This window comes from Chryseobacterium sp. JJR-5R (assembly GCF_034047335.1).
Taxonomy (GTDB): Bacteria; Bacteroidota; Bacteroidia; order Flavobacteriales; family Weeksellaceae; genus Chryseobacterium.
The window spans coordinates 2238896-2265325 of sequence record NZ_CP139137.1 but is presented as its reverse complement, the minus strand read 5'-3'; the positions used below and the strand labels follow the sequence as shown (position 1 = coordinate 2265325).

Sequence of the window (26430 nt, the reverse complement as noted above, 5' to 3'; positions counted from 1 at the left end):
AATAACGTAATCCATACTCATGATAAAAAACTTAATATAAATATAATGCTGTCGTAATGATTTTATCTAAGAACCACAAGCTCATGGACTGATTTTCATTCTTGAAAAAAGTAATAATCTTTACATTAAAAATCCCTCTTACAAAGGGATGTTATTAACACTGATTCAAGCTGGAATTTTCAGATGATATATATAAACTTGATGGGTATGGAAAATGTCGCAGTAAGGAGTTATTTTTAATTTTTTAAAATAATAATTCATCTTCTTCTGATGCAGATACGGTCTGGTCTGGTCTGGCCGGTAAAAAAAAGATATTTATATGCCCATAAAAAATCCCGGACTTTTGCCCGGGATTTAAGTTTTTATAAAGACTGATTGAACTATTTTTCGATAATTATTTTCCTTACGGCTGTTGTATCACCGGCCTTAACGGTACACAGATAAGTACCGGCAGTTAAACCTGAAACATCAATCTTCGCTTCATTTTCTTTAACAATCAGTAAGCGCCCGCTCAGATCTGTAATATGTACCCTGAATATTTTGATGTTCTCCGGCAGTTCAATGTTCAGTATATCTTTTGCCGGATTAGGATAAACCTTTACCGATTCCAGTTCATTTACCGGAGTTTCATGGGTTCCTAAAAGACTTGTACTGGCCACGGCAAAATGCTGTAATGCACCTACCGCTGCTTTTCCTGCATTGAATACATAGGTTGGGTCTACATTAGCAAAAGTATCGTTCACCGTATGTTCATTAAAGCTCCTTGTGTTCTCATAAAAGCCGGTAATGATATCTCCGTTCTGTTCAAAAGGAATATAATCGGAAGAATAGGTATTCGACATTACCGTCTGTAACGGGGAATAAAGTGCCGTACAATTAGCCAGCTGCTGGGTAAATGCCAGAGACTGTGCATTGTTACCTGCAAGACCGGACTGGTCGCTTTCACATTTGATTGCATTGTTGGTATTCCCGATTTTTCCTCCCACCTGGTCAATGTTGAAGACCAGTTTTATATTCAGCTGGCGGACATTGTTCTGGAAAACCACATTGTCTGCATAATGCGCGCTTCCCAGCAGGCCCTGTTCCTCACCGGAAAAATGGATAAACTTAACGGAATATTCAGTCGGAATATTCTTTAAGATCCTTGCTGCTTCCAGGATAATCGAGGTTCCGCTTCCGTTATCACTTACACCGGGGCCTGTGATGGTATCATAGTGGCCGCAGATGATGACGTAGATATTGGGATATGTAGTGCCTGTTTTGGTAATGATCAAATTCTTTGAGTTTACATTATTCCCGAAGGTAAATGGGTCTTCCGTAATCTGGCTTGCCGTATATCCGTAGGACTGGTATTTGGCTTTGAGCCAGTTCAGCGTATTGGTATTGGCTGCCGAACCTGTGGTTTTTACGCCAAGGGTCTGAAATTCCTGTAAGAGGGTAGTAATATTGGTCTGCGAGACCTGGTCTGCTCTGTTTTTATAGGCCTGGATCAGCGTTTGAGCCTGTAGGCTATAGGCTGCCAATGAAATAAGCAGAAGGGTAGTTATTTTTTTCACCTTAGAAAAAATTATGCATTTAATATTAAACAAATGTAAATAATAAAAAAATCCTGAGCAAAAAACTCAGGATTTATATTGATAACAAAAAATTCTACATTATTTTACTTGATCTACAACTGCTTTGAAAGCTTCAGGGTGATTCATTGCTAAATCGGCTAAAACTTTTCTGTTAAGCTCTACGTTGTTCTTTTTAAGAGCTCCCATAAACTGAGAGTAAGACATTCCGTGCTCTCTGGCTCCGGCGTTGATACGCATGATCCAAAGGGCTCTGAAATTTCTCTTTTTCTCTTTTCTACCGCGGTAAGCATATTGCATTGCTTTTTCCACGGCATTTTTAGCTACAGTCCAAACATTCTTTCTTCTACCGAAAAAACCTTTGGCTTGTTTAATGATTTTTTTTCTGCGAGCTCTGGAAGCTACGGCATTTACTGATCTAGGCATAATTTAAATTGTTTTTTTGAAATGTGCGGCAAACTGTTTCATTGCACTTGGCTGCTCCATTTCAGGGTTAAATTGTTGAATTTTGAATTCTTATAAACCGAATATGGATTTATAAAAACTACTTGATGGCTAATTGGCGTTTAACGCTTTTCTCGTCCACTTTAGCTACGTAAGAAGTCGTCGTAAGATTTCTCTTCTGTTTCGTTTCTTTCTTAGTCAAGATGTGGCTTTTGTAAGCATTTTTTCTTTTGATCTTTCCGCTTCCGGTAAGAGCAAAACGCTTTTTAGCACCTGATTTCGTTTTTAATTTTGGCATTGTTCTGCTTTTTTATTGTTTTGTTATCAATATCTGTTTTGGCTCCTGATCTGGGTCAGGAATAATAGTCTGCAAAATTACTAAAAAAAAGTGAGATTTGTATAAAAGAATTTTATTATTAGTACTGCAGCGGGAAGCAGATAGAGGAGTCTAAATTTGTTTAGAATATTTCCGTTGATTTCGGATCCGGCTGTAAAACTTCTGAAATTTTATTTAACCCGGATTAAAGACCGGCTTACTTAAAAAGTAAAAATATTATCATCCTTATTTAAAATTTATCAGAACGGTACACTACACCCTTAATTTTTGTAGCAGCAATTTTTAAGGGTATAAAGGACCATTAAATTTTAAGAATGATTGATTTCTTTTTAACGTCAACTTTAATCACCGGGTTTCAGCAGACACTTAAAATGACATAAGTATTTTTAAATAAGTTACACAGGATTTGTCCCTTGTGATCTGCATAATGATAAAAGTCTGAAAGAAATTTGTTTCCGAATTGATTTAAAACAGGTTGATAAATCTAAAGGTTTTTCAGACCTTGTCATTTTACGGAATCTTAAATAAAAAAACCTCAAATTTCTTTGAGGTTGATATTGTTATGATGGTTTCAGATCACAATGATCTGCTGTTGATTATTTAGCTGGTTTTTTAGGACTCATCATCATGATCATTCTTTTTCCTTCAAGCTTAGGAAGCTGGTCTACTTTTCCAACGTGCTCAAGTTCCTGAGCCAGTTTTAAAAGCAGGATTTCCCCCTGGTCTTTAAAGATAATAGAACGTCCCTTAAAAAATACGTAAGTCTTTAATTTTGAACCTTCTTCCAGGAACTTTTCAGCATGCTTTCTTTTGAATTCATAATCATGTTCGTCGGTCTGAGGTCCGAAACGGATCTCTTTCACCACTACTTTGATTTGTTTTGCCTTCAGTTCCTTCTGTTTTTTCTTTTGCTCATATAAGAATTTTTTATATTCTAATATTCTTGCAATAAACGGTTCAGCCTTATCGGAAATTACTACTAAATCCAATTCCTGTTCTGCAGCAATCTGCTTTGCTTTTTCAATCGGATAAATTCCCGGCTCTACGTTATCGCCCACCAAACGAAGCTCTCTCACACGAATTTTATCGTTGATCAAGTGTAAGTCCTCCTGTACAGGACGTCTTTGTGGGCCCCTGTTGTTAAATCTTTGTGCTATTGTAATATATTTTATTGGTTAGTATAAATTTTATCTGAAGACTTAAAAATTGAATAATTAAAAAATGAATGTGCATTTCGCCAATCTTTTAAATCATTCGATTTTCAAATCTTATTTCTGTACTGCTGATTCTTTCTTGAAATAAGAAACAAAATCCTCCATACTCATGACCCCTAAGTCACCTTCACCACGTCTTCGTACAGAAATTGTGCCATTTTCCTCCTCATTTTCACCGATTACCAGCATAAACGGTATTTTGTTTAATTCTGCATCACGGATCTTTTTACCGGTCTTCTCGTTTCTTTCGTCAATCTGGCCGCTAATATCGTGATTTTCTAAAAATTGTGAAACTTTTTTGGCATAATCTACATATTTTTCACTGATCGGAAGAAGAATAAACTGGTCAGGGCTTAGCCACAACGGGAAATCACCTGCTGTATTTTCAAGCAGGATTGCGATAAAACGTTCCATGGAACCGAAAGGTGCCCTGTGGATCATCACCGGCCTGTGCTTCTCATTGTCATTTCCGATATAGTGAAGATCAAACCGTTCTGGTAAGTTATAATCCACCTGAATGGTTCCAAGCTGCCATTTCCTGCCCAAAGCGTCTTTTACCATGAAGTCCAGCTTAGGCCCGTAAAATGCCGCTTCGCCATATTCAACAACCGTTCTCAAACCTTTGTTTGCAGCTGCCGTGATGATTGCATTTTCTGCTTTTTCCCAGTTCTCGTCAGAACCGATGTATTTTTCCCTGTTTTCAGGGTCTCTTAATGAAACCTGAGTCATGAAATCTTCAAAACCCAAGGATTTGAAAACATACAAAACGAGATCGATTACCGCTTCAAATTCTCCCAACAGCTGATCCGGGGTACAGAAAATGTGGGCATCATCCTGGGTAAACCCGCGGACTCTTGTTAACCCGTGAAGCTCTCCGCTCTGCTCATATCGGTAAACCGTCCCGAATTCAGCATACCTTTTCGGTAAATCCCTGTAGCTCCATTGTGAAGTTTTGTAAATCTCGCAGTGGTGCGGGCAGTTCATCGGCTTCAGCAGAAATTCCTCCCCTTCGTTCGGCGTTTTGATCGGCTGGAAGCTGTCTGCTCCATATTTATCCCAGTGCCCTGAGGTTATATATAATTCCTTTGCGCCGATATGCGGGGTCATTACAAATTCATAACCTCCTTTTTTCTGCGCTGCAGAAAGGAAATCCTCCAGTTTTTTTCTCAAAGACGTCCCTTTTGGCAGCCAAAGCGGCAATCCGGCACCCACTTTTTCAGAGAAAGCAAAAATTCCAAGTTCTTTACCCAGTTTTCTGTGGTCTCTTCTTTTTGCTTCTTCCAGCCTTTCCAGATATTCGGTTAATTCTTTCTGTTTCGGGAAAGAAATGCCGTATACCCTGGTCAGCTGAGGATTTTTTTCATTTCCTCTCCAGTATGCGCCGGCGGCATTCAAGATTTTAACCGCCTTTACAATGCCTGTATTGGGAATATGTCCGCCACGGCAGAGGTCTGTAAAATTATCATGTGTTACAAAGGTGATTTCTCCGTCGTTAAGATTGGAAATCAGCTCTACTTTATAAGGATTATCCGCATAGGTTTTTAATGCCTCTTCCTTGGAAACCGGGTACAATGAGAATGTTGACCCTTTTTTGGCATTTTCCAATACTTTTTTCTCTATTTTCTCAAAATCTTTTTCGGATAAGCTTTCGCCGCCGAAATCTACATCATAGTAAAACCCGCTTTCAATGGCAGGGCCGATCGTAAGCTTGGCATCAGGATAAAATTCAAGGATGGCCTGCGCCAGAAGGTGGGCAGAAGAATGCCAGAAAGCTTTCTTACCAAGATCATCATTCCAGGTCAGCAACTGTACCGTAGAATCTGTGGTGATAGGTGTGGTGATTTCCACCTGCCTGTCATTTACAATTGCGGAAATGGTATTTCTAGCCAATCCCTCGCTTATAGATTTTGCCACATCAAGCGGAGTAACCTTTGCTTCGAATTCTTTGACGCTGTTGTCCGGAAGTGTAATTTTTATCATTGTTTACTGAGAAATTTATAAGAGGCAAAAATACGAAATTTTAAACAAAATATGGTAACAATACCTAATATAGATGAGAATTAATACCAAAATACATGATATTTGGATACTCATATTTATTAAGCAGAAAATAAAGAGCTATTATCTGCTTATATGATGTAATAATATTTGAAAATAAAAAATATATCGGACAAAATGTAAGGATTAGAAGAAGGTGTATAGAATAATTCCATCAGCAAAAAGAAAACCGCAAAAATGGCGGAATATAATTACCGGTCATTTTTGCGGTTCAGTATAAAAGCTGATTTAGAATCTATTCTTCTATATTATCTGTTTTTCCCGAAGGATTGTTTTCAGAAGACTTTTTTATATCCTTTTTATCTACGTCTGAAGGATTGGTCTTCTGGGATGAAGCCGGGATATTTTGAAAATCCTCATTCTGCTTCCTGGTTTCTGCATTGTTGGCTGACTCTGTTTTTGGGGTATTATCTTTTGAATCCATTGCTTTATTTTTTATTTACAGTTATGTATTCAAAGGGTTTGCCAAACCGTGAAGATGCTTCGGTTAATATAATCCGTTTTTTTTAGGGTTTATCTTATTTGACGATTACCTTTTTAGAGCGGCAGCACGCCTACTTTCCCGGTTTTATCTTCAATGCTGTATTTTAGAGCCTTTGCCAGGACAAATATGGTATTGAGGTTTTCCATCAGCTGTTGGCGTCCTTCATTCCTCAGCTTGTTCTGATCAATCGACTGGATAGCCGTAGTTTTTGCCTTTGCTGTCACGTTCTTGATATCTTTTTCTGAAATCCTGTTGAAAAAGGAATCGTCTAGCGACTGGATTTCAACACTTGGAGTAATTCTTACCTCAGCATCAGGGAGTTCTGTGATGATTAATTTTCTGTTGACCGAATCTACCTCTATTTTCATTTTATTAAGATCATAGGAAACCTGAGCATTGGTTTTAGTATATGTAATAATGCTGTTGCTGCTCATTTCCCTGCCAAAAAGTTCATAGCCCATTTTGGTTTTCTGCATGGATGAAACATTCTGTTCCAGGACTACCATTTTATTCATTTTGGAAATCTGGTTGGTCAGAATGTAGTAATCTGAGTTCTCCGTCTTCTTGCTGATGTTAAAACATGATCTGAAGCTGAAGAAAAGAATGGCCATCAGAATAATTCCGGCCAGAAACGAAAGTATGATCTTAATATTTTTCAAACCTTATTTGTTAAAAATTTCCTTAATCACCGATTTATCATCCTTTTTCAGGATTTCTACAAGATCCCTTTCAATATATCCTGTTTTGGGCATTTCTATAATCCTTCCGATTTCTTTACCGTATTTTTCAACGATAACGGTCGGGACTTTCTGGATGTTGTAGATGCTTTCTTCCCCTGAAGGAGATTCTTTTTTACGGTTGACCGCAATAATGGTGATTTTACTGTCGGGATAATTTACTTCCTCCAGGATCTTCATCAACCTCGGAACATCCCTGTGGCTGTCTTCACACCATGTTCCCATAAAAACCGTAATATTGTAAGAATTGATCTTTCCTTTTTTCAGTTCACTGATCGCTTTCTGGTCTACGGCATATTCATCATGTTCTTTTACGTACCAGTCTGCATAAGGCGCTTTTAAAAGCTGCTCTTTCAACTGGGTTCCGAGAAGCATTTTGCCGTCATTGGTTGTTTCCACCTCACGGTTTACCACTACTTTCTGTGCATCGGCCTGCTGGGCCGTAAAGGCCAGGCATGAAACAACAGCAATATTTGTAAGTATTTTTTTCATATTATTTTTCAATAATGGTCTTTAAATCAGCGGGAGAATAATACTTGTTTTTCAGGACTTTATGGTCTGAATTTCGGTATACATTGTATTTTTCTCCTGATTTTTCATAAAAAGAATCAACTTCCTTCGCTTTGTAAAATTCAACCGTTTCCCGGGCCTGTTCTTCATTGTCGCAGGCTTTGGACATATTGGAACGCTGAACTTCGCTGAACAGTTCTGCAAATTTACTGCCAAGGCCGAATTCCAGGACCGCACCGCTTAATACATACTGCAGATCACATAACGCATCGGCAATTTCTACGATATCCTGATCTTCGATGGCCTGTTTCAGTTCATTTAATTCTTCCTGTAAAAGCTCAACTCTTAGGCTGCATCTTTCCGGGGACGGAATCTGCGGTGTTTCCAAAATGGGCGCTTTAAAAGTGGTGTGGAATTCTGCTACCTGGTTCAGACTGTCAATTTTATCCATGAATATTTATTATTTAAAGCAAATATAAAATTTTTAGAAGTCAGAAGCTAAAATTAGAGGTTAGTTTTTTAGTAAGAACACGAAAGGAATCTGTTTATAATTAAATCTGAGGTGTTTCAGATGTTTCGTGCGCAGCATCAAAATGAGGGTACTGATGAGTTAATAAAGAAAATAATTGATCATTTGTAATAAAAAAGACTATCCGTTTTGTTTCCGGACAGCCTTTTCTTAATGGTTAATTGAGCGGGTGATTAGTTTTTAATGAATCTTTTGGAGATTTCTCCGATCCTGATCATATAAGCACCTTTGATCAGGTTGCTTACATTCACCGATCCTCTTTCGAGTTTTCCTGAATTAATTAGTTTTCCACCCATATCGAAGATTCTGTAATCTTCATTTGTCGTATTTGAAATATGTAAGATATCTTTTGCAGGATTAGGATATAGTTTCACATCGGTCAATACATCCTGAACAGATATTTCGCCTCTGCCTGAGGAAACGATATTTAAAGTATAATCTTCCACCTGCCCGTAGGTATAAGAACCGCATGATGATGAAGGAACCGAGTTGTACTGCATCATTACCCTCATTCTTGTAGTCCCCACGGCTGCCGTTGAAGGAATGGTAACCGATCCGGTAGCAGGCGTTGTTGCAGATCCTGTTTTTGACCAGGCCAGTTCTCCGTTGTCGGCAAAATCCCCGTCTCCGTTATAGTCGATATAAACCGCATACGCTTCGTTGTAAACCGTTGAGGTCCATACAGGAGTTACAGAAATGGCATACGCGCTTCCCCTGGTAACATTTGTAGAAACAGAAGTGAAGTTTTCATACCCTGCCGTTCCCGAAGAAGTATTGTTAATCGTTCCGAATCTTACATTCCCGATTCTTTCGTCGCCTGTATTGGTTGCTGAAGCAGCACAATAAGAAACCGTATTTCCTGCAGAAGTGGTTACGCTCACTGTATTACTGGACGCTGAAACATTTCCGGCTGCATCTTTGGCCCTGACCGTAAAGCTGTACGTTGTGGACGGGCTTAAGCTGGTCACCGTATAGGCTGTTGAAGCAGTAGAGCCGATCAAAGATGGGCCCTGATACACATCATATCCTGTAACGCCAACGGCATCCGTTGCGCCGGACCAGGAAAGGTTTGTACTTGTGGAGGTTGTCCCGGAAGCTGAAAGGGCAGGAGCGGTGGGTGCTGTAACATCTACAGTCCCGGAGCCTGCATTTACTGTAATATTGGCGTTGTTGACATCAAAGAAGATATGGTTGGAACCTTTTACCATAATCCTTCCTGTAGTCGTGGATGCATTCGGGATGGTTACTGCCTGGGAACCGTCGTTTGGCGTTCCTGCCAGAAGCGTTGTCCAGGTCGTCCCTGCATCAGCAGACCATAAGATGTCCACATTGGCGGCATTAACACCGTTGGCAGTGGTGCCTGCCACATTCCAGGTAATGGTTTGGGAAGTTCCTCCGGAAAATGTAGTTGCCGAATTCTGTGAACTTACACTGAAAGGCCCGGCAGTGCCGTTTACCGTAATCACGGCGTCATCGGAATTGTTTCCTGAACCTCCCGCCCTGTTGTCCCGAACAGTGAATCTGAAATTGTAGTTTCTGGCTACATTCGATAAAGCTTCAACTGTAATTTCAGAGCCTGCCGTGGTGGTATTTCCTGCCAAAACGGAAGCCATCCTCGGGAAATAACGTACCGGAGAAGCCGTTGGCGTCCAGGATCTGAAAGTAGGACCGGAAGCCTTGGTGGCACTCGCTGCGGAACCTGTTCCCGTCTGTGAAGATGAAGCATTGTCAATCTGTTCCCAGATATAAGTCAATGCATCACCGTTGGCATCCGTTCCGGTTCCGGTTAACATGAAAGGGGTTCCTTTCGGGATGGTGTAATCTGAACCGGCATTGGCTGTAGGAATGGAATTTCCTGTGCTGGTGCTTACCGGGCAGGTTTTGGCTTTGATATTATTGGTAATCTGCTGAATGCTGATGGCATGGAAGAACGCATCCGAATGCGGCTGTACATCCTGGGCGGTGATTCCCGCATAGCCCATGATGGTTGATCCGGATCCCGGCTCCATGTTCACGCCGGTCCCTTCATTGGTATTTGAAAATGTATGGTTGCCGCCGAACTGATGCCCCAATTCGTGCGCTACGTAATCGATATCGAAATTATCGCCTGAAGGGATGCCGTCTGACGGTGAAGTATACCCGCTTCCTTTAGAGCCGTTGGTGCACACACAGCCGATGCATCCTGCATTTCCGCCGCCGCCGGAAGCTCCGAATAAGTGCCCGACATCATAATTGGCTTCACCGATTACCGAAGTGAGGGTAGACTGCAATTGGGAGTTCCAGTTGTCCATCTGGGCCGCAGCAGAATAAGGATCGGTGGATGAATTGGTATAAATCACCGCATCATTGTTGGCGATCAGGACCATTCTTGCAGCAAAATCTTTTTCAAAAACACCATTTACACGCGTCATCGTATTGTTCATGGCTGCCAGTGCATTCGCTTTTGTCCCTCCGAAATAGGAAGTGTATTCCCCCGTGCATGATAATGCCAGCCTGAATGTCCTCAGCCTTGCATCATCCGCGTTCGGCCTTGCAGCCAGGTTGTTCATATTTGAAATGCCTTTTTGGGCAACATCGATGACGGTACATTCAAATGTGTTTAAATCATCTTTTTTATCTGATTTTTTATAAACCACATAGGTAGAGAGGTCTTTGGCATAAGGCTCGATAAAAACTGCAGACTTATCACCGTAAATTTCCATGGATGACAGCCCGAGCGGGGAGATGCTGAAATATATGGTAGAATTTGAGTCCCCGAAACCTTCTCCGATGTAAGATTTGATGTCCGGGTATCTTGAAGTCAGCTGAGGATCGAAATTGGAATTTTCCCTTACTTTAAAGTTTTCCATTCTTCCTTCAGCATTCGGAAAAGAAATAACAACCTCTGATTTTTCTCCTGCGCCCAATCTTTTTGGTGCTTCTGCAAGAACAGCTTTTAAGCGGTTGAGATCCAGGCTGTAAATTTTAGGGTTTATGATATTTTTTTTATTTTCAAAAACTTCTGAAGATGTTTTTTTTGAATCTGCAGACCACAGGCGGTCGGTCTGCGCGAAAGAAATGCCTGATAGAAAAAGCATCCCGATCAAGGATAATTGTTTTTTCATATAAATTCTCTTTAGATTGTGAAATATCAAATCTAATAAAAAATTGCTTATGAAATATCAAATTTTTTAAGAAAATTTTAGAGTTTTTATATAAAAAGATATGCGGGTCATGGTATGTTATTGCTGTCTTATTTTCTCATAAAAATAAAATAGCATCCGTATGTACGGATGCTATTCACTTATTAAATGATATAAGTCTAATTTTCTGAAATATTATTTCGTGATATCTCTTCCGATTACCAGTCTCTGGATTTCTGAAGTTCCTTCTCCTATCGTACAAAGTTTAGAATCTCTGTAGAATTTTTCAGCAGGGAAATCTTTGGTATATCCGTATCCGCCAAAGATCTGAACTGCATTGTTTGAGATCCTTACACAGGCTTCCGAAGCATATAACTTAGCCATAGCACCTTCTTTCGTCATTTTCTGCTTGGCATTTTTCAGTGTTGCCGCTCTCTGGATCAGCAATTCAGAAGCATCAATTTCAGTTGCCATATCTGCCAGCATGAAGTTCACGGCCTGGAATTCCGAAATGGATTTACCGAACTGGTGTCTTTCTTTAGCATATTTCAATGCTGCTTTATAGGCCCCTCTGGCTGTTCCGAGGCTTAAAGCTGCGATAGAGATCCGGCCGCCATCCAGGATTTTCATTGCCTGTTTGAAACCTTCTCCCACTTCTCCCAAACGGTAAGCATCCGGAACACGTACATTGTCAAAAATCAGTTCTGCGGTTTCCGAAGCCCTCATTCCCAGTTTGTTTTCTTTCTTACCGGAAGAAAAACCCGGCATCCCTTTTTCCAAAACGAAAGCCGTTGAGTTATTCTTAGCTCCGATTTCACCGGTTCTTGTCATAACCACGGCAATATCTCCGGAAATCGCATGGGTAATGAAGTTTTTAGCACCGTTGATAATCCATTCATCACCATCCTTTACGGCAGTGGTAGACATCCCTCCGGAATCAGAACCAGTATTGTGTTCAGTAAGCCCCCATGCTCCGATTACTTTACCGGAAGCCAGCTGGGGAAGCCATTTGTTTCTCTGCTCTTCGTTTCCGAATTCATAAATATGGTTGGTGCAAAGTGAATTGTGTGCCGCTATAGAAAGCCCGATTGAAGGATCTACCTGAGAGATCTCATCCAGGATCGTAACATATTCGTGATAACCGAGACCGGAACCTCCGTATTGTTCAGGGATAACAATTCCCATGAAACCCATTTCTCCTAATTCATGAAATAAATCTTTAGGGAAAGTCTGGCTTTCATCCCACTCCATAATATTAGGCCTGATATTCTTTTCAGCAAATTCCCTTGCTGTTTCAGCTATCATTTTAATGTTGTCAATAGTCTCTGTATTCATATAGATAATAGTTAATTCCCAAAGATAACCAAATTGACGGAACGCCCAAAAAAATTATTTGGACCATAAAATTTAACAGTCAAAAAATTAATACTCAACTTTTTGTGTTCTTAAAATTAATAATCTTTTAATAAAAAATTCAGAAATCCGAGTTGATTAATTAACTATTTTAGCCTTTTAATTTTAAGGCATGAAAAAAATTCTACTTCCTATACTTTTTATCTCATCACATTTTGCCGCCCAGGCGCCGGCAGGATATTATTCCGGGGCTGCAGGGCTCACCGGATATTCATTGAAATCAAAACTTCATGATATCATTTCTGCAAAAAACATCAACTGGCATTATGGTGATCTGAATAACTATTACAACCAGACGGATCTTGACCGGTATTATGACCACGGTTCCACGAATACCACTTTTTTCCTGGATATTTATTCTGAAATCCCGGCAGGGCCGGATGCTTATGAATACACAAGCGCTGATATCATCGGGAGTGCCAATGCGGAAGGCCTGGGCTGGAACCGGGAGCATATGATGCCCCAGAGTACATTTTATAGCAATTACCCGATGTATTCAGATTTGTTTTACGTGGTGCCTACCGATGCAAGGATTAATCAGTTAAGGAGCAATTACCCGTACGGAACCGTAGGTTCTACCATTTATTATACGTTTACCAATTCTTCAAGGATCGGGAACTGTGCCATTCCGGGAGTGGCCTATACAGGACGTGTCTATGAACCGGTTAATGAGTTCAAAGGTGATATAGCCAGAAGCCTGCTGTACTTTGCCGTAAGGTATGAAGGAAAACTGGGTACTTTTAATTTTAATAATAATGCAAACCCCGCATCCGATACCAATCCGCTGGACGGAACCGAAGAAAGGGCCTTTGATCCGGCTTATATCGCCATGCTTCTGCAATGGCACCAGCAGGATCCTGTTTCACAGCGTGAAATCGACAGAAACAATGCAGTGTACGGGTTGCAGAAAAACAGGAATCCGTTTATTGACAATCCGTCATGGGCAACCGCCATCTGGGGACAGGCTCCGGATACAGCACCACCGCAGGCACCGTCTAACCTTGCAGTTACTCAGAACAGTGCGTATTTTACCACGTTAAGCTGGGCTCCCAGTACAAGTAATGATGTTATCGGGTATAAAGTTTACCAGAACGGAACTCTGGTAGCCTCAACAAAAAATTCTTCGGTAAGCATCGATCATCTAATGCCTTCCACAACGTATGATTTCACGGTGAAGGCTTATAATAACGGATATCTCCTGTCTCCGGACAGCAATACGGTTTCTGCAACAACTTTAATGACGGATGCATATGCAAAAGATTTATTCATCTCCAAATACTTAGAAGGAACTGCGGACAATAAAGGCCTGGAAATTACCAATAAAACAGGGCATCCTGTGAACTTAAGCGAATACAGGCTGTCCATTCAGCTTCCGAGCGGAAGCAATTATTATTTTCCGGCTCCTTATGAGCTGGAAGGTGTGGTACAGAACAGTGAAACATTTGTTGTACTGAATCCCAATTCAAACTTTTCCTGCTATACGACTGATCAGTCCAGATTCGTGACGGCGGCTCCGCAGATGACCTATTCGGGAAGCCAGTACCTGGAGCTGAGGTATAAAGGTACTTCCGTTGATGCCATCGGGACGGTAGGTGTAAATAATTCTTCGGTCTTAAGCAATGTTTCCCTGTACAGGAAATCGGCGGTTAATCAGCCGTCAGCAACATTCAACATCAGTGAATGGGATGCTTATGCAAGCAATTACTGCCAGAATCTGGGAACACTTTCTGCAGGTGAGGTAAGTTCATCAGGAAATGACTTCAGGCTGTATCCGAACCCTGTTCATGACCATATTTTCGTTACCGGAAAGATTGATTATGTAAGGTCTGCACAGATCCTGGATTTTTCCGGAAAGCTGATCTACCGTGAAAGTCAGCCTTTCAAAAACAAAAAAAGCATTCCGGTTCAGGAGATTCCGGCCGGCTCTTACCTGCTGAAACTGGATGACCGGGTTTATCAATTTATTAAGAAATAGAAAAAGTTTCAATAATTAGAACCTTACAATTTTATAAGGTTTCGGTCCGGGGTTTTTAAACAAAGTTTAAAAACCCCGGACTTTATAAGGTAATTTAAAAGATCATCCTGTATTGTATCTCGTAAAAAATGTTTAAATTGGTATTTCTTTCGCATACGTGCGAATGACAAATGAACCATAAAGAAGCCGAATCATGGATACACCGAATTACAGAATGCCATTTGTGCCGTCAACCCTTATGACGGAAGGCGGAAGCATTGATACCTGTGACATGGGCGAAAGTATTGCCCACAATATTATGCTGCTGATTACAACCAAAAAAGGAGAGAACCGGTATGATGAAAACTATGGGAATGATGTCTGGAGCTTGGAATTTGATAACGGGATCACCAGTGCAGTATGGGAAAACGTATTCATAAAAAGCTTAAAAAGGCAGATCCAGGAATATGAACAGAGGATTGTACAGCCCCAGATTGATGCCCATCTCCAGATCGTTGAGCACAGCTACGATACTAAAGAACATACAGAAATCAAGAAAAAAGTAAAAATAGCCGTCAATGCAAAAATGGAAGCTACGGGAGAGCGTTTCAGCTTTTCCACAGAATTGTTTTTGAGCCCGATGTCGATTGACTAAAAGATTATAAACGGTAACCAGAATTATGAACTTAGACCAGAATATCTATTCCAAAGAATCCGTAAAAGCAAGAATGCTTCAGAACGCAACCAAAGTATGGGGATTAAAAAGCCCGCAGTCCCTGGATCCTTTTGTGAAGCTGCTGATCGATGCCTTCAGCACTGAAGTTTTTAAAGCGAATAACGAAATACAGACGGTAAATGCCAGAATTTTAGAAAAACTGGCGAAATTACTTACCCCTTCTATTTATACCCATCCGGTTCCCGCACATGCCGTTGCCTTCACGCAGCCTTATGAATCATCTGAAATCCTGCTGGAACACACAGAGTTTTTCTTCAGAAAGCAAATGACTTCCACCATCAAAGCGGAATCTGACAAACAGATCAATATCCCGTTTACACCGGTAGGGAATGTTAAAATCAATAATGTACAGACTGCCATTATGTTTGTAGGAAATACCTGCTACAGCATAGACGAGCGGCTGAATAAAATCCCGATTGCAAGGTTTCAGGGAAGGCCGGAAGATTACAGGAAAGTGACCATCGGCATTGATGTTACAAAATATTCCAATGAGACATTTCCCAAGTATGTAAGCATTTACTGCTCCAATCCCGCGTTTGAGCATCTTGACTTTACTTATAAACTGCTGCCGTATATTACGGTTTCGAGCAACGGAAATCCGCTCTTTGTAAGGGAAGGGCTGACTTATCTTACCGGTAACCAGCAGGACGGATATGAACAGATGTTCCACGAACAGTCTATCCGGAACAAGCTGATTGAAGATGTAAAAAGCATTTACCGCCATAAATTCATAGAAATTACGGGCCTGTCTGACCGCCTGTTTTCAGAACCCGGAAAGCTTCCGGAAAATCTTGCTTTTGTAGATTATAAAGAAGAAATCACGAAGTACATTGATGGAAAACGCTATCTGTGGCTTACTTTAGACTTTCCGCCTCAGTTTTCCTCTGAGATTTTAGATAATTTCTCTTTTGTGCTGAATGCATTCCCGATTTATAACCGGGGCTGGAAAAAAACAGAATACAGCCTAGACATCATGGGGAACAACATTCCCTTGGTAACCGATGAAGGCGAATATTTTTTGTATGTTGATGAAGTGCAGGACGGCGAAGGAAGGAAATATACGGAAATACCTTTTACGCCGACCGATGACCTGAAAAAAGGCCTCTATACCGTGAGAAAAGGAGGCATGGAACGCTTCACAAACAGGAATGCCGTAGACATGATCGCCAACGTGCTTGAGCTGACGAGGGATGAAATTGCAGCATTCTCTTTACTGAACAGGGATAATGTGAAAGGGGTCTTAAGCGAAATGTCGGATAAGATGAAATCAATGGTGCAGAAAGTGAATAATGCGAGGAGAAGTGTTAAGCAGGAACTGAATTATGTGATCATGGAACCGGTGGAAAAAACAGACCATACCTATGCTTCTTTCTGGATTACCCACAGTACATTGGCCAACCATATGCGTCCCGGGACGGAATTGTCTAACCAGCTGAAATCACAGACCCTGGTCCTTCTTTCCGAAACCATTGGCGGAGCCGAAGAGCAGAGAGGAACCGACAGTATTCAGGCTTACAAATATGCACTGACCACCAGGGATAAGATTATTTCTTTGGAGGACGTAAAGAATTACTGTAGGATGATGATGAAAGATGAACTGAAAGAAGTCCGTGTAAAACGGGGAACCATGATCAGCAATAAGCCTAAAGAAGGATTCATCCGGACTGTTGAGGTAGAAATCATTCCGCAGAATTATACTTTTTACGGAAGGGCGTACTGGGAAAACATGGCCAATATTCTCCGGAACCAGATTATATCCAAAGCCATAGACGGCATAGAATACCGGGTGAAAATCACCAATGAAGATGCTGATTTTTAAATCCTGAAATTATAAGCAAAACCGGTGATATTTTACCGGTTTTTTCTTTATTTTAAGAACCTGCCTAAACGATTGTCTGTAGTAATTTTAAACAGGTTTTAATGATTTCTGTTTTCAGAATAGATAAGTCCTGCTTAAATCAATATGCAAACATATCGGAACTGACCATTCTTTCGGAATAAAATTCCTGTACGGTTCAGTTGACCATTCTAACATTTTTTAACACCGGAAATTCCATAAAATTCCGTAATTTTGCACTGCGTGATTTTCATGTAGGATCACACCAAATTATGAGTAAATCAACAGAATATATTGAAGTTTACGGTGCACGCGAGCACAACCTTAAAAACATCAACGTTAAAATTCCACGCAACGAACTGGTTGTAATTACCGGGCTTTCCGGGAGCGGGAAATCCTCACTGGCTTTTGACACGATCTTTGCGGAAGGGCAGCGCCGTTACATTGAAACGTTTTCCGCTTATGCAAGGCAGTTCCTGGGAGGGCTGGAACGTCCGGATGTGGATAAGATAGAAGGGCTTTCCCCTGTTATTGCCATTGAGCAGAAAACGACCAACAAAAACCCGCGTTCTACAGTAGGAACCGTTACCGAGCTGTACGACTTCCTGAGACTCCTGTATGCAAGGGTTTCGGATGCCTATTCTCAGACTTCAGGGAAGAAACTGGTAAGCTATACCGAAGACCAGATCCTGGAGACCATCAAACAGAATTACAGCGGTGAAAAGCTTATGCTGATGGCACCGGTTGTCCGTTCCAGAAAAGGGCATTACCATGAGCTTTTTGTACAAATGGCCAAAAAAGGCTACGGACAGGCAAGAATTGACGGCGAACTGCAGGATATTGAATATGACCTGAAACTGGACCGTTATAAAACCCATGATATTGATATTGTCATTGACCGATGGATTATCGGTGAAAGTGCTTCCGAAAGCAGAATGGAAAAATCCCTTCGTACAGCAATGGATATGGGAGACGGCATTATCGGAATCCAGAAGCTGGGAGGCAGGGATATTGAATATTTCTCTAAAAACCTGATGGATGCCGAGACCGGGCATTCCCTTGCGCTGCCGGAACCCAATACATTCTCGTTCAACTCACCGAAAGGAAGCTGCCCGAGTTGTAAAGGACTCGGGATGATCAAGAAAATCAACACCGATCATTTTGTTGAGAATCCTAAGCTGTCAGTCAATCAGGGAGGCTTACTGCCGCTGGAAGACATAAAATCCAACAAATGGATCCTTGCCCAGATTAAAAGCATCCTGGAGATTTTCGGGCTGGGCCTTACCACGCCTTTTAAAGATATCCCAGAAGAAGCCCTGGACTATATCTATAACGGCTGCCATAAAGAATTTAACAAAGACTTAAGATACGCAGGCATTACCAAAAAAATCAAGATCAGTTTTGACGGGCTGGTTCCCTTCATAGAAGAACTTATCGAAGAAAGGGAGTCCTACGAAGCGATTTTATTAGAAAGACACTTTACTACGGAAGAAACCTGTCCGGAATGTAAAGGAACCCGTCTTCAGCCCTCAAGCTTAAGCTTTAAAATCGACGGAAAAAATATCGCTGAAGTCAATGGATTGAGTTTAATTGATCTGAAGGAATGGCTGGCGGATGTCCGTGGTAAATTCTCGGAAAAAAATGCCATTATCGCCCACGAGATTTTAAAAGAAATCGAGACCCGCCTTCAGTTCTTACTGGATGTCGGCCTGGATTACCTGAGCCTGAGCCGGAGTTCAAGAACCCTTTCCGGAGGGGAATCCCAGAGGATCCGCCTGGCGACACAAATCGGGTCTCAGCTCGTTAATGTCCTGTATATTCTTGATGAACCGAGTATCGGGCTGCACCAGAGGGACAATGAAAGGCTGATCAGCTCTTTGAAAAACCTGCGTGACATCGGGAATTCCGTACTGGTAGTGGAACATGACAAAGATATGATCATGGAAGCTGATGAGGTACTGGATATCGGGCCGAGAGCAGGGAAATTCGGAGGCGAAATCCTTTGGCAGGGAAAACCGGAAGACCTTATCAAAGCGGATACCATAACGGCTCAGTACATCAACGGGAAAAGAAAAATTGAAATTCCAACGGAAAGACGTGCCGGGAACGGGAAGCATATCATCCTGAAAGGAGCCACCGGAAACAACCTTAAGAATGTCACGCTTGATGTTCCTTTAGGGAAACTGGTGGTGGTATCAGGAATTTCCGGAAGCGGAAAATCTTCACTGATCAACGGAACCTTATACCCGATCCTCAACAAGCATTTTTACAGAGCAGTCCAGGAGCCTTTGCCATACAAGAAAGTAGAAGGCCTTGAGCATATTGATAAAATTGTGGACGTAGACCAGACGCCGATCGGGAGGACGCCGCGTTCAAACCCGGCGACCTATACGGGAATGTTTACAGATATCCGGAATCTTTTTGCCGAACTGCCGGAAAGCAAAATCCGTGGGTACAAGCCGGGAAGATTTTCTTTCAATGTGAAAGGCGGTAGATGCGAAACCTGTCAGGGCGGCGGGTTGAAAGTCATTGAAATGAATTTCTTACCGGATGTGTACGTGCACTGCGAAACCTGCAACGGGAAACGTTTCAACAGGGAAACCCTGGAGGTCCGTTATAAAGGAAAATCAATTTCTGATGTACTGGAAATGACGATTGATGAAGCGGTAGATTTTTTCCAGCCGATTCCCAAAATTTTTGCAAGGGTAAAAACGCTGCAGGATGTTGGGCTGGGATACATCACGATGGGTCAGCAGTCGACTACACTTTCCGGAGGAGAGGCGCAGCGCATCAAGCTGGCTACGGAACTGGCCAAAAGGCAGACTGGAAATACCTTGTACATCCTGGATGAACCCACGACCGGACTGCATTTTGAAGATGTTAAAATCCTGATGGAGGCCATCAACCGTTTGGTAGAACTGGGGAATTCATTCATCATCATTGAACATAATATGGATGTGATCAAGCTGGCCGATCATATTATCGATGTAGGCCCGGAAGGCGGGAAACACGGCGGGGAAATCATTGCTAAAGGAACACCGGAAGAAATTGTGAAGTCTAAGAAGAGTCTTACCGGAAAGTTTTTGAAGAAGGAAATGCAATAAAGCTATGAATATTTTATCGCGGGAGGATGGAAGAAACTCAAAATTCTTTGAAATTAAGGAAATCTAAAGATTTGTGCTTATTCAAATTGCTGTTAAGAAGCACGCGAATCATTGAAGGATTGTCAAATATTATCTGGCTGAATTTTATAAATTCAGCCTTTTTTACGTCCGGATTTAAGTTTCAATATTAAATTTTCAATATTTTTAAAATTTATATTATTGATAATCAGTTAAATATGTTTTTATGTTAACTGAATGTTAACTGATTATTAATTTAATATGAATTATTTCATAACTTTGATAAAGAGATACAACAAAATAAGTTCAATCTATAAAATCAGATGTTATGAAAAATAAAATTCAGATATTCTTTGCTTCACTTTTAGTTTGCGGATCTGTGGCCGTCCTCAGTACGGTTCAGGCACAGACAACCGATACGAATACCAATACCATCCAGGAAGTTAAATTGTATAAAAATGATGCCTTTACAGAGATCAGGGAAATGCTGATTGATAATTTCGACTTTACCAATGGAGATTATAAGCAGGGGGTTGTAAATTCCGAAGTGAAATTTGAAATCGCGCCCAATGGAAAAATTGTAAATGTCCGTTCCAAAGGAGACTGTAAAAACGTAAGTAAGGAAATTGAAAATGTATTGAGGGGTTCTTATTACAAAACAGGCCGTAAAACATCTACTGCTGATCTGATGGCTTATACTTATGTGATGCCTGTGACACTGGAAATTGACAACAGATAATTAAAATTCATAATATTTTATATTGTAGAAGCCATACAGAATTCTGTATGGTTTTTAAATTTTAAAACACCGGATTGTGAATATTTTATACAGGGAATATAATAACTGTTGAAAGCCTGCGTTTATAGATAGCAACCAATACAATTAGAATAATATGAAAAATTTAAAGAAACTCAGTAAAGCCGATCTGAAATCCGTGTACGGCGGCCAGCCTAAACAATACTGCGTGTATTGTGAACGGCTGAACAAAACAGTATGCAGCACCGTCCCGATCGGTACATGCCCTTAAAAATGAAGCCGCCCCAACAAACGGGGCGGCTTTTATTGTACAGCTATTCTGCATCGGAAACAAAATTCCGCAAACTTGTTTTCAGGTCTTTTATATCCGGATTATCGCCAAAATAAATATTGTCAACTTTCCAGGTGCCGTCAGTTTTTACCAGCTGTACCTGATCAGTCCAGACCGTTTTAGGCGAAAACGCCGCATTTTCAAGCTCAACATCTACTTTTACTGATTGATCCGAAGGATCTGCTGTATGGATTTTCTTTATTTTGTATGAAGTAAACCCTTCGTACTGGCTGGTAAAAACGGAGCCTTCCAGCAGCATAGGCTTGTCGTCCGGGTATTTGCTTTTTTTAATTCTTTCCATATCTGCATTGGATGCATTGACCGCATCATGAAGTGCCTTTTTCAGTTCAGGGGAAAACAGGTCTTCATTGACAGGTTTGTCATAAAGTTCTTCACTGACTGCGCCGTACGTGGTGTAAAACTGATGGATGCGTTGAGTGATATTCTGATCAGTGTGGTTTTCTGTTTTGCTGCAGCCTGTGAAAATAAAACAGATGCTCAGCAGTAAAAATAATGGTTTCATAATTGGCTTTGACGGTTGGTTTGTGAATTTACAAATTTTTAGTTTAGGATTAATTTCAATATTCTGATATACCTTTAAATCAATACAACTAATCCGATGATAAAAGTATTTTCACGTATTGTTCAGGGATGCCGCCAAGCATACGAAGAGAATAAATAGATATGAAAGAAGGGGAGCAGGGCCATAGGGAACAAAGGTGCCACCAGGTTTGCGGACACGGACACGGAAACAGGCATCACAGATAATATGAGAAAAAAGAAAAAGAAGCACTGAATTTTCAGTGCTTCTGCTTTTATACCGTAAGTTTTGCTCCGGATCATACAATTGGCATCTGTCTTGATCACTCTACCCTGAATTTAAAAAAAAAGTTATGAAAAACGTATCTAAATTAGTGATGATTGTGGCTATGGCTGCCGTTGTATCTTCATGCTTACACCATCCGCCGGCACCTCCAAGACCTCCGAGACCACCTCACCACGGCAGGTAAGATGAATTAAAAAGCCCGGATCATTCCGGGCTTTATGCATTTAACGGTTAATCAGTACAGGGTGTATATATTGTATGCCCTGTTATATCTTTTACATTCTTGAGGTTTTTGTATTGAGAAAAGTATTGAAAATCATCACTTCCTGTCCAAATTTCATTTCAATCCGTTCCGAAATATTCTGCAGTTCGCTTTTAACAAAATCTTCCCTTACCTCCTGATTATCAAAAAGGAGAAGCAGGTTATAATTTTTACCTTCATCAATATAATCGCTGTGTACTTCGGAGAGGATATATTTATTAACATCCATCAGGTTTTCCGCCATTAAAACAAGTGTTTCATTCATGTAAATTTCCCATTCAGCAAGATTATCTTTTGTACAGTGGAAGGTTATGCTCAGCATGCTCATATTTTATGATTTTTTAAGATTGTATGCGTAAATTTTCCCGTAAAAATCGGCAAATTTTTCGTAAATTAGCCCGTCAATTAAAAATACAAAAAGATAATTTTCAGGCGTACTGCTAAGGGTCTGACTATCATTATAATAAAATTGTTTATGCAAAAAGAAGGAGAAAGACTGATTCCTATCAACATTGTTGATGAAATGAAGTCGTCTTATATCGATTATTCGATGTCGGTTATCGTTTCAAGAGCGTTACCTGATGTAAGAGACGGCTTAAAACCTGTTCATAGAAGAGTACTTTACGGTATGTATGGACTGGGGGTTTTTTCTAATAGGAAATATTTAAAATCCGCGAGAATTGTTGGGGACGTTTTGGGTAAGTATCACCCGCACGGAGATTCTTCCGTTTATGATGCCATGGTAAGAATGGCACAGGACTGGAGCCTACGTTATCCCCAGGTGGACGGCCAGGGTAACTTCGGTTCCATGGACGGCGACCCGCCTGCAGCAATGCGTTATACCGAAGCAAGGTTAAAAAAGATCTCTGATGAGATTCTTTCGGATCTGGACAAGGAAACGGTGGATTTTCAGAATAACTTCGACGACAGTTTACAGGAACCGACAGTAATGCCTTCAAAAATCCCGAATCTTCTGGTAAACGGAACTTCAGGTATCGCAGTAGGGATGGCCACCAATATGGCACCTCACAACTTAACCGAAGCGGTTAATGCGATCTGTGCTTACATTGACAACAGAGAAATTACCATTGATGAGCTGATGCAGCATATCATTGCTCCCGATTTCCCTACCGGAGGTATTATTTATGGATACGACGGTGTCAGAGATGCTTTCCATACCGGCAGAGGAAGGGTCGTTTTAAGAGCAAAAGTAGCTTTTGAAGAAATCGGCAACAGGAATGCTATTATTGTCAACGAAATTCCATATCAGGTCAATAAGGCAGAGATGATCTCAAAAACAGCTGACCTGGTGAAAGATGACAAGATTCCGGGAATTTATGAGATCAGGGACGAATCCGACAGGCGGGGACTTCGTATTGTTTACGAACTTAAAAATGATGCGATCCCTAATGTGGTTTTAAACTTATTATACAAATATACTTCTCTTCAGACTTCTTTCAGTGTCAACAGCATTGCTTTGGTACACGGCAGGCCGGAACAGCTGAACCTGAAGGATATTATTCATCATTTCGTAGAGCACAGACACGAAATCATTGTCAGAAGAACTGAGTATGAACTCAGAAAAGCCAAGGAAAGAGCGCATATCCTTGAAGGTTTCATGAAAGTGATCGGAACGCAGGACTCACTGGATAAAGCCATTGCTATTATCCGTCACAGTGCGAATCCTCAGGCGGCAAAAGAAGGATTGATTACAGAATTCGAACTTTCTGACATCCAGGCCCAGGCTATTCTTGATATGCGTCTTGCCCGTCTTACAGGGATGGAGCTGGACAAGATCCGTGATGAGTATGACACCATTATGAAAGAAATTGCTGATCTTGAAGATATCCTGGTTAATGAGCCGAGAAGATTTAAGATTATTAAAGATGAACTGGTTGAAGTAAAAGAAAAATACGGTGACGAAAGAAGAACGGAAATCGATTTTTCAGGTGGTGAAATGTCAATTGAAGACATCATCCCGAACGAATCTGTGGTTCTTACCATTTCTCACGCAGGCTATATCAAGAGAACTTCACTTTCAGAATATAAAATACAGAGCAGAGGCGGCGTAGGGAACAGGGCGGCTACCACAAGGGACGAAGATTTCCTGGAGTATATCGTTTCCGCAACCAACCACCAGTACATGCTGTTCTTTACGGAAAAAGGAAGGTGTTACTGGCTGAGGGTGTTTGAAATCCCTGAAGGTTCCAAGACATCCAAAGGACGCGCTGTCCAGAACCTGATCAATATTGAGCCGGATGATAAGATCAAAGCATACATCAGGACCAATAACTTAAAAGATTCGGAATACGTCAACCAGATGAGCGTGGTGATGGTGACGAAAAACGGGACCATCAAGAAAACTTCGCTTGAAGCGTATTCGAGGCCGAGAATTAATGGGGTAAATGCTATTGAAATCAGGGACAATGACCAATTGTTAGGGGCTTACCTTACCAACGGAACGTCCCAGATTATGATTGCAACCAAAAACGGTAAATGTATCCGTTTCCCGGAAGAAAAAGTAAGAGAAGTGGGAAGAGGCTCTATCGGGGTACGCGGGATCAGCATGGAAGATAATGATGAAGCCATCGGCATGATTGTAGTCAATGATCTTGAAAATGAAACGGTTCTTGTGATCTCTGAAAAAGGATACGGAAAAAGAACTGCAGTGCTGGACTACAGAGAAACCAACAGAGGTGGAAAAGGCGTAATTACCCTGAATATTACCGAAAAAACAGGAAACCTGATCGCTATCCAGAATGTAACGGACGAAGACGGACTGATGATCATCAACAAATCAGGTGTGGCCATCCGTATGAACATGGATGAAATGAGGGTGATGGGCAGGAATACACAGGGCGTAAAAATGATCAACCTTAAGAAAAATGACGAAATTGCAGCCATTGCAAAAGTAGAAATGGACAAAGAGGTGGAAGAAGTGATTGAAGAAAGTGAAGAAGGAGCAGAGGCCTCGGCGGATAGTCCGGAAAACAATACAGAAATACCTCAGGCTGAAGAAGGCCAGAACCCTGCAGAGGGAAATGAAAATTCTGATTCTCAAGAACAATAGTATACAATTAATTTAAAATAGTGATTATGAAAAAGCTAATTTTAGGTATGGCTATCGTAGCATCAGCTTTTGCTTTCGGGCAGAAGGCAGGAGATGCAAACGCTAAGCTACAGGAAGCTAACAAAGCGGCAATGGATGCGTACGGTGCAAAAAACTATGCAGCTGCTGCCCCTAAGTTTATGGAAGTTTACAACTTGCTTAAAACAAGTGGTCAGGATAATAAAGTGTATATGTATTATTCAGGTCTTAATTATGCTTTGGCAAATGATATAGACCAGGCTACAAAAATCTATTCAGACCTGATCAACTCGGGTTATACAGGCGTGGAAACTACCTATACGGCGAAAGAAAACAAAACGGGCCAGGTATCAAGCTATGATAAAGCTACCTGGGAACTGCTGAAAAAATCTTCATCCAAAGATTACTCTGATTTCAAAACGGAACAGTCTCCAAGTGTGGAAGCAGACCTTTATGAAACAATGTCAACCCTATTGCTGAACGCCAAGAAAAACGACGAAGCTTTGGCGATTATTGAAAAAGGCCTGGCCAAGTTTCCGAATAACGCTAAGTTAAAAGAATACCAGGGAACAGCGTTATACGCTTCAGGAAATACGGATAAATTCATGGCGAATTTAAAAGAGCAGCTGGCTAAAAACCCTAACGATGCCACCAACTGGTATAACTTAGGCGTGCTTCAGGGTAAAAATCCTGAGACGGCAAACGAAGCTGTTGCCTCTTTCCAGAAAGCCATTGATCTTAAACCTGATTTTTCCAATGCTTACCAGAACCTTGTGTATACGGTAATCGGGGACGATGAAAAAGCGGTAACCGATATCAACGCGGTGAGAAAAACCAAGCCGGATGAAGCAACCAGGTTAATTGAAGCCAGAAAGGAAAGGTTCATGAAAGCAACCCCTTATGCTGAAAAATGGTACCAGGCTGTACCTGCCGATATCAATAGTGTTCAGGTGTTAAAAGACATCTACAACACCACTAAGAATACGGCTAAATACAATGAAATGAAAGTTAAGGAAACAGAACTTAAGGCACAGCAGCCGAAATAATCCGGCCAGACCAGGATTAAATATACAAACCGGAGCATTTTGTTCCGGT

Annotated in this window: 21 protein-coding genes; 8 read left to right on the top strand and 13 right to left on the bottom strand. The window is 41.1% G+C overall.

All coding sequences use genetic code 11. The features are described 5' to 3' along the window. Window positions 1-380: 380 nt before the first annotated feature. The 11 genes from SD427_RS10070 to SD427_RS10020 all read right to left on the bottom strand — a co-directional run bounded on the left by SD427_RS10070 (window position 381) and on the right by SD427_RS10020 (window position 12344). The gene (locus SD427_RS10070) at window positions 381-1556 is read right to left on the bottom strand and encodes a M28 family peptidase (RefSeq protein ID WP_320557662.1); all 1176 of its coding nucleotides are present in this window, start codon (window positions 1554-1556) and stop codon (window positions 381-383) included. Between the two features lie 99 nt (window positions 1557-1655). Then, complete coding sequence (gene rplT / locus SD427_RS10065) at window positions 1656-2000, bottom strand: 50S ribosomal protein L20 (RefSeq protein ID WP_027385359.1); 345 nt, start codon at window positions 1998-2000, stop codon at window positions 1656-1658. A 118-nt stretch (window positions 2001-2118) separates the two neighbouring features. After that, complete coding sequence (gene rpmI, locus SD427_RS10060; protein ID WP_027385360.1) at window positions 2119-2316, bottom strand: 50S ribosomal protein L35; 198 nt, start codon at window positions 2314-2316, stop codon at window positions 2119-2121. Between the two features lie 635 nt (window positions 2317-2951). Further along, window positions 2952-3452, bottom strand: coding sequence for a translation initiation factor IF-3 (infC, locus tag SD427_RS10055; RefSeq protein WP_185116279.1), 501 nt, complete (start codon window positions 3450-3452; stop codon window positions 2952-2954). Between the two features lie 171 nt (window positions 3453-3623). Continuing rightward, the gene (gene thrS, locus SD427_RS10050) at window positions 3624-5549 is read right to left on the bottom strand and encodes a threonine--tRNA ligase (protein WP_320557661.1); all 1926 of its coding nucleotides are present in this window, start codon (window positions 5547-5549) and stop codon (window positions 3624-3626) included. A 313-nt stretch (window positions 5550-5862) separates the two neighbouring features. Further along, a complete protein-coding gene (locus SD427_RS10045) occupies window positions 5863-6051 on the bottom strand; it encodes a hypothetical protein (protein WP_320557660.1) in 189 nt (62 codons plus the stop codon). A gap of 113 nt (window positions 6052-6164) precedes the next feature. Beyond that, on the bottom strand, window positions 6165-6770 hold the full coding sequence (locus SD427_RS10040; protein WP_320557659.1) for a DUF4230 domain-containing protein: 606 nt from the start codon (window positions 6768-6770) through the stop codon (window positions 6165-6167). A 3-nt stretch (window positions 6771-6773) separates the two neighbouring features. Next, window positions 6774-7340 carry a thioredoxin family protein gene (locus tag SD427_RS10035; protein WP_320557658.1) on the bottom strand — a complete coding sequence of 189 codons (567 nt, stop codon included), beginning with the start codon at window positions 7338-7340 and terminating at the stop codon, window positions 6774-6776. A 1-nt stretch (window position 7341) separates the two neighbouring features. Continuing rightward, window positions 7342-7809: a nucleoside triphosphate pyrophosphohydrolase family protein gene (locus SD427_RS10030; RefSeq protein ID WP_320557657.1), complete on the bottom strand. Its 468-nt coding sequence runs from the start codon at window positions 7807-7809 to the stop codon at window positions 7342-7344. Window positions 7810-8060: 251 nt separating this feature from the next. Beyond that, window positions 8061-10991 carry a reprolysin-like metallopeptidase gene (locus tag SD427_RS10025; protein WP_320557656.1) on the bottom strand — a complete coding sequence of 977 codons (2931 nt, stop codon included), beginning with the start codon at window positions 10989-10991 and terminating at the stop codon, window positions 8061-8063. Between the two features lie 213 nt (window positions 10992-11204). Continuing rightward, window positions 11205-12344 carry an acyl-CoA dehydrogenase family protein gene (locus SD427_RS10020; protein WP_320557655.1) on the bottom strand — a complete coding sequence of 380 codons (1140 nt, stop codon included), beginning with the start codon at window positions 12342-12344 and terminating at the stop codon, window positions 11205-11207. Window positions 12345-12534: 190 nt separating this feature from the next. On the opposite strand from SD427_RS10020, the gene SD427_RS10015 reads away from it, so the two are divergent. The 6 genes from SD427_RS10015 to SD427_RS09990 all read left to right on the top strand — a co-directional run bounded on the left by SD427_RS10015 (window position 12535) and on the right by SD427_RS09990 (window position 21099). After that, window positions 12535-14397, top strand: coding sequence for an endonuclease (locus SD427_RS10015; protein ID WP_320557654.1), 1863 nt, complete (start codon window positions 12535-12537; stop codon window positions 14395-14397). Window positions 14398-14590: 193 nt separating this feature from the next. Next, a complete protein-coding gene (locus tag SD427_RS10010) occupies window positions 14591-15031 on the top strand; it encodes a GPW/gp25 family protein (protein ID WP_320557653.1) in 441 nt (146 codons plus the stop codon). 25 nt (window positions 15032-15056) lie between these two features. Beyond that, window positions 15057-16931 carry a type VI secretion system baseplate subunit TssF gene (locus tag SD427_RS10005; RefSeq protein ID WP_320557652.1) on the top strand — a complete coding sequence of 625 codons (1875 nt, stop codon included), beginning with the start codon at window positions 15057-15059 and terminating at the stop codon, window positions 16929-16931. A 290-nt stretch (window positions 16932-17221) separates the two neighbouring features. Then, window positions 17222-20053 (top strand): excinuclease ABC subunit UvrA, encoded by a 2832-nt coding sequence (uvrA, locus tag SD427_RS10000; RefSeq protein WP_320557651.1) that lies wholly within the window; start codon window positions 17222-17224, stop codon window positions 20051-20053. Window positions 20054-20399: 346 nt separating this feature from the next. Then, a complete protein-coding gene (locus SD427_RS09995) occupies window positions 20400-20810 on the top strand; it encodes a hypothetical protein (RefSeq protein ID WP_320557650.1) in 411 nt (136 codons plus the stop codon). A 154-nt stretch (window positions 20811-20964) separates the two neighbouring features. After that, complete coding sequence (locus SD427_RS09990) at window positions 20965-21099, top strand: bacteriocin-like protein (protein WP_320557649.1); 135 nt, start codon at window positions 20965-20967, stop codon at window positions 21097-21099. Between the two features lie 43 nt (window positions 21100-21142). Here the strand turns inward: SD427_RS09990 and SD427_RS09985 are convergent, their stop codons facing one another. After that, a complete protein-coding gene (locus SD427_RS09985) occupies window positions 21143-21682 on the bottom strand; it encodes a DUF3828 domain-containing protein (RefSeq protein WP_320557648.1) in 540 nt (179 codons plus the stop codon). Window positions 21683-22260: 578 nt separating this feature from the next. Further along, window positions 22261-22569 (bottom strand): DUF4286 family protein, encoded by a 309-nt coding sequence (locus tag SD427_RS09980; protein ID WP_320557647.1) that lies wholly within the window; start codon window positions 22567-22569, stop codon window positions 22261-22263. Window positions 22570-22722: 153 nt separating this feature from the next. Between SD427_RS09980 and gyrA the strand changes: the two genes are divergently transcribed. Together gyrA and SD427_RS09970 are read left to right on the top strand one after the other, a co-directional pair. Further along, window positions 22723-25317 (top strand): DNA gyrase subunit A, encoded by a 2595-nt coding sequence (gyrA, locus tag SD427_RS09975; protein ID WP_320557646.1) that lies wholly within the window; start codon window positions 22723-22725, stop codon window positions 25315-25317. A gap of 26 nt (window positions 25318-25343) precedes the next feature. Then, entirely contained in the window at window positions 25344-26381 is a 1038-nt protein-coding gene (locus tag SD427_RS09970; protein WP_320557645.1) for a hypothetical protein, read from the top strand. The last annotated feature ends 49 nt before the right edge of the window (window positions 26382-26430 follow it).

What these genes read in the sequence shown, in the direction of transcription:
- SD427_RS09980 (WP_320557647.1), bottom strand. Translation starts at nt 22,569, where the DNA reads ATGCTGAGCATAACCTTCCACTGTACAAAAGATAATCTTGCTGAATGG.
- SD427_RS10030 (WP_320557657.1), bottom strand. Translation starts at nt 7,809, where the DNA reads ATGGATAAAATTGACAGTCTGAACCAGGTAGCAGAATTCCACACCACT.
- SD427_RS09985 (WP_320557648.1), bottom strand. Translation starts at nt 21,682, where the DNA reads ATGAAACCATTATTTTTACTGCTGAGCATCTGTTTTATTTTCACAGGC.
- thrS (WP_320557661.1), bottom strand. Translation starts at nt 5,549, where the DNA reads ATGATAAAAATTACACTTCCGGACAACAGCGTCAAAGAATTCGAAGCA.
- SD427_RS10020 (WP_320557655.1), bottom strand. Translation starts at nt 12,344, where the DNA reads ATGAATACAGAGACTATTGACAACATTAAAATGATAGCTGAAACAGCA.
- SD427_RS09970 (WP_320557645.1), top strand. Translation starts at nt 25,344, where the DNA reads ATGAAAAAGCTAATTTTAGGTATGGCTATCGTAGCATCAGCTTTTGCT.
- gyrA (WP_320557646.1), top strand. Translation starts at nt 22,723, where the DNA reads ATGCAAAAAGAAGGAGAAAGACTGATTCCTATCAACATTGTTGATGAA.
- SD427_RS10025 (WP_320557656.1), bottom strand. Translation starts at nt 10,991, where the DNA reads ATGAAAAAACAATTATCCTTGATCGGGATGCTTTTTCTATCAGGCATT.
- SD427_RS10015 (WP_320557654.1), top strand. Translation starts at nt 12,535, where the DNA reads ATGAAAAAAATTCTACTTCCTATACTTTTTATCTCATCACATTTTGCC.
- SD427_RS10010 (WP_320557653.1), top strand. Translation starts at nt 14,591, where the DNA reads ATGGATACACCGAATTACAGAATGCCATTTGTGCCGTCAACCCTTATG.
- SD427_RS10045 (WP_320557660.1), bottom strand. Translation starts at nt 6,051, where the DNA reads ATGGATTCAAAAGATAATACCCCAAAAACAGAGTCAGCCAACAATGCA.
- SD427_RS09995 (WP_320557650.1), top strand. Translation starts at nt 20,400, where the DNA reads ATGAAAAATAAAATTCAGATATTCTTTGCTTCACTTTTAGTTTGCGGA.
- SD427_RS09990 (WP_320557649.1), top strand. Translation starts at nt 20,965, where the DNA reads ATGAAAAATTTAAAGAAACTCAGTAAAGCCGATCTGAAATCCGTGTAC.
- SD427_RS10005 (WP_320557652.1), top strand. Translation starts at nt 15,057, where the DNA reads ATGAACTTAGACCAGAATATCTATTCCAAAGAATCCGTAAAAGCAAGA.
- SD427_RS10035 (WP_320557658.1), bottom strand. Translation starts at nt 7,340, where the DNA reads ATGAAAAAAATACTTACAAATATTGCTGTTGTTTCATGCCTGGCCTTT.
- rpmI (WP_027385360.1), bottom strand. Translation starts at nt 2,316, where the DNA reads ATGCCAAAATTAAAAACGAAATCAGGTGCTAAAAAGCGTTTTGCTCTT.
- rplT (WP_027385359.1), bottom strand. Translation starts at nt 2,000, where the DNA reads ATGCCTAGATCAGTAAATGCCGTAGCTTCCAGAGCTCGCAGAAAAAAA.
- uvrA (WP_320557651.1), top strand. Translation starts at nt 17,222, where the DNA reads ATGAGTAAATCAACAGAATATATTGAAGTTTACGGTGCACGCGAGCAC.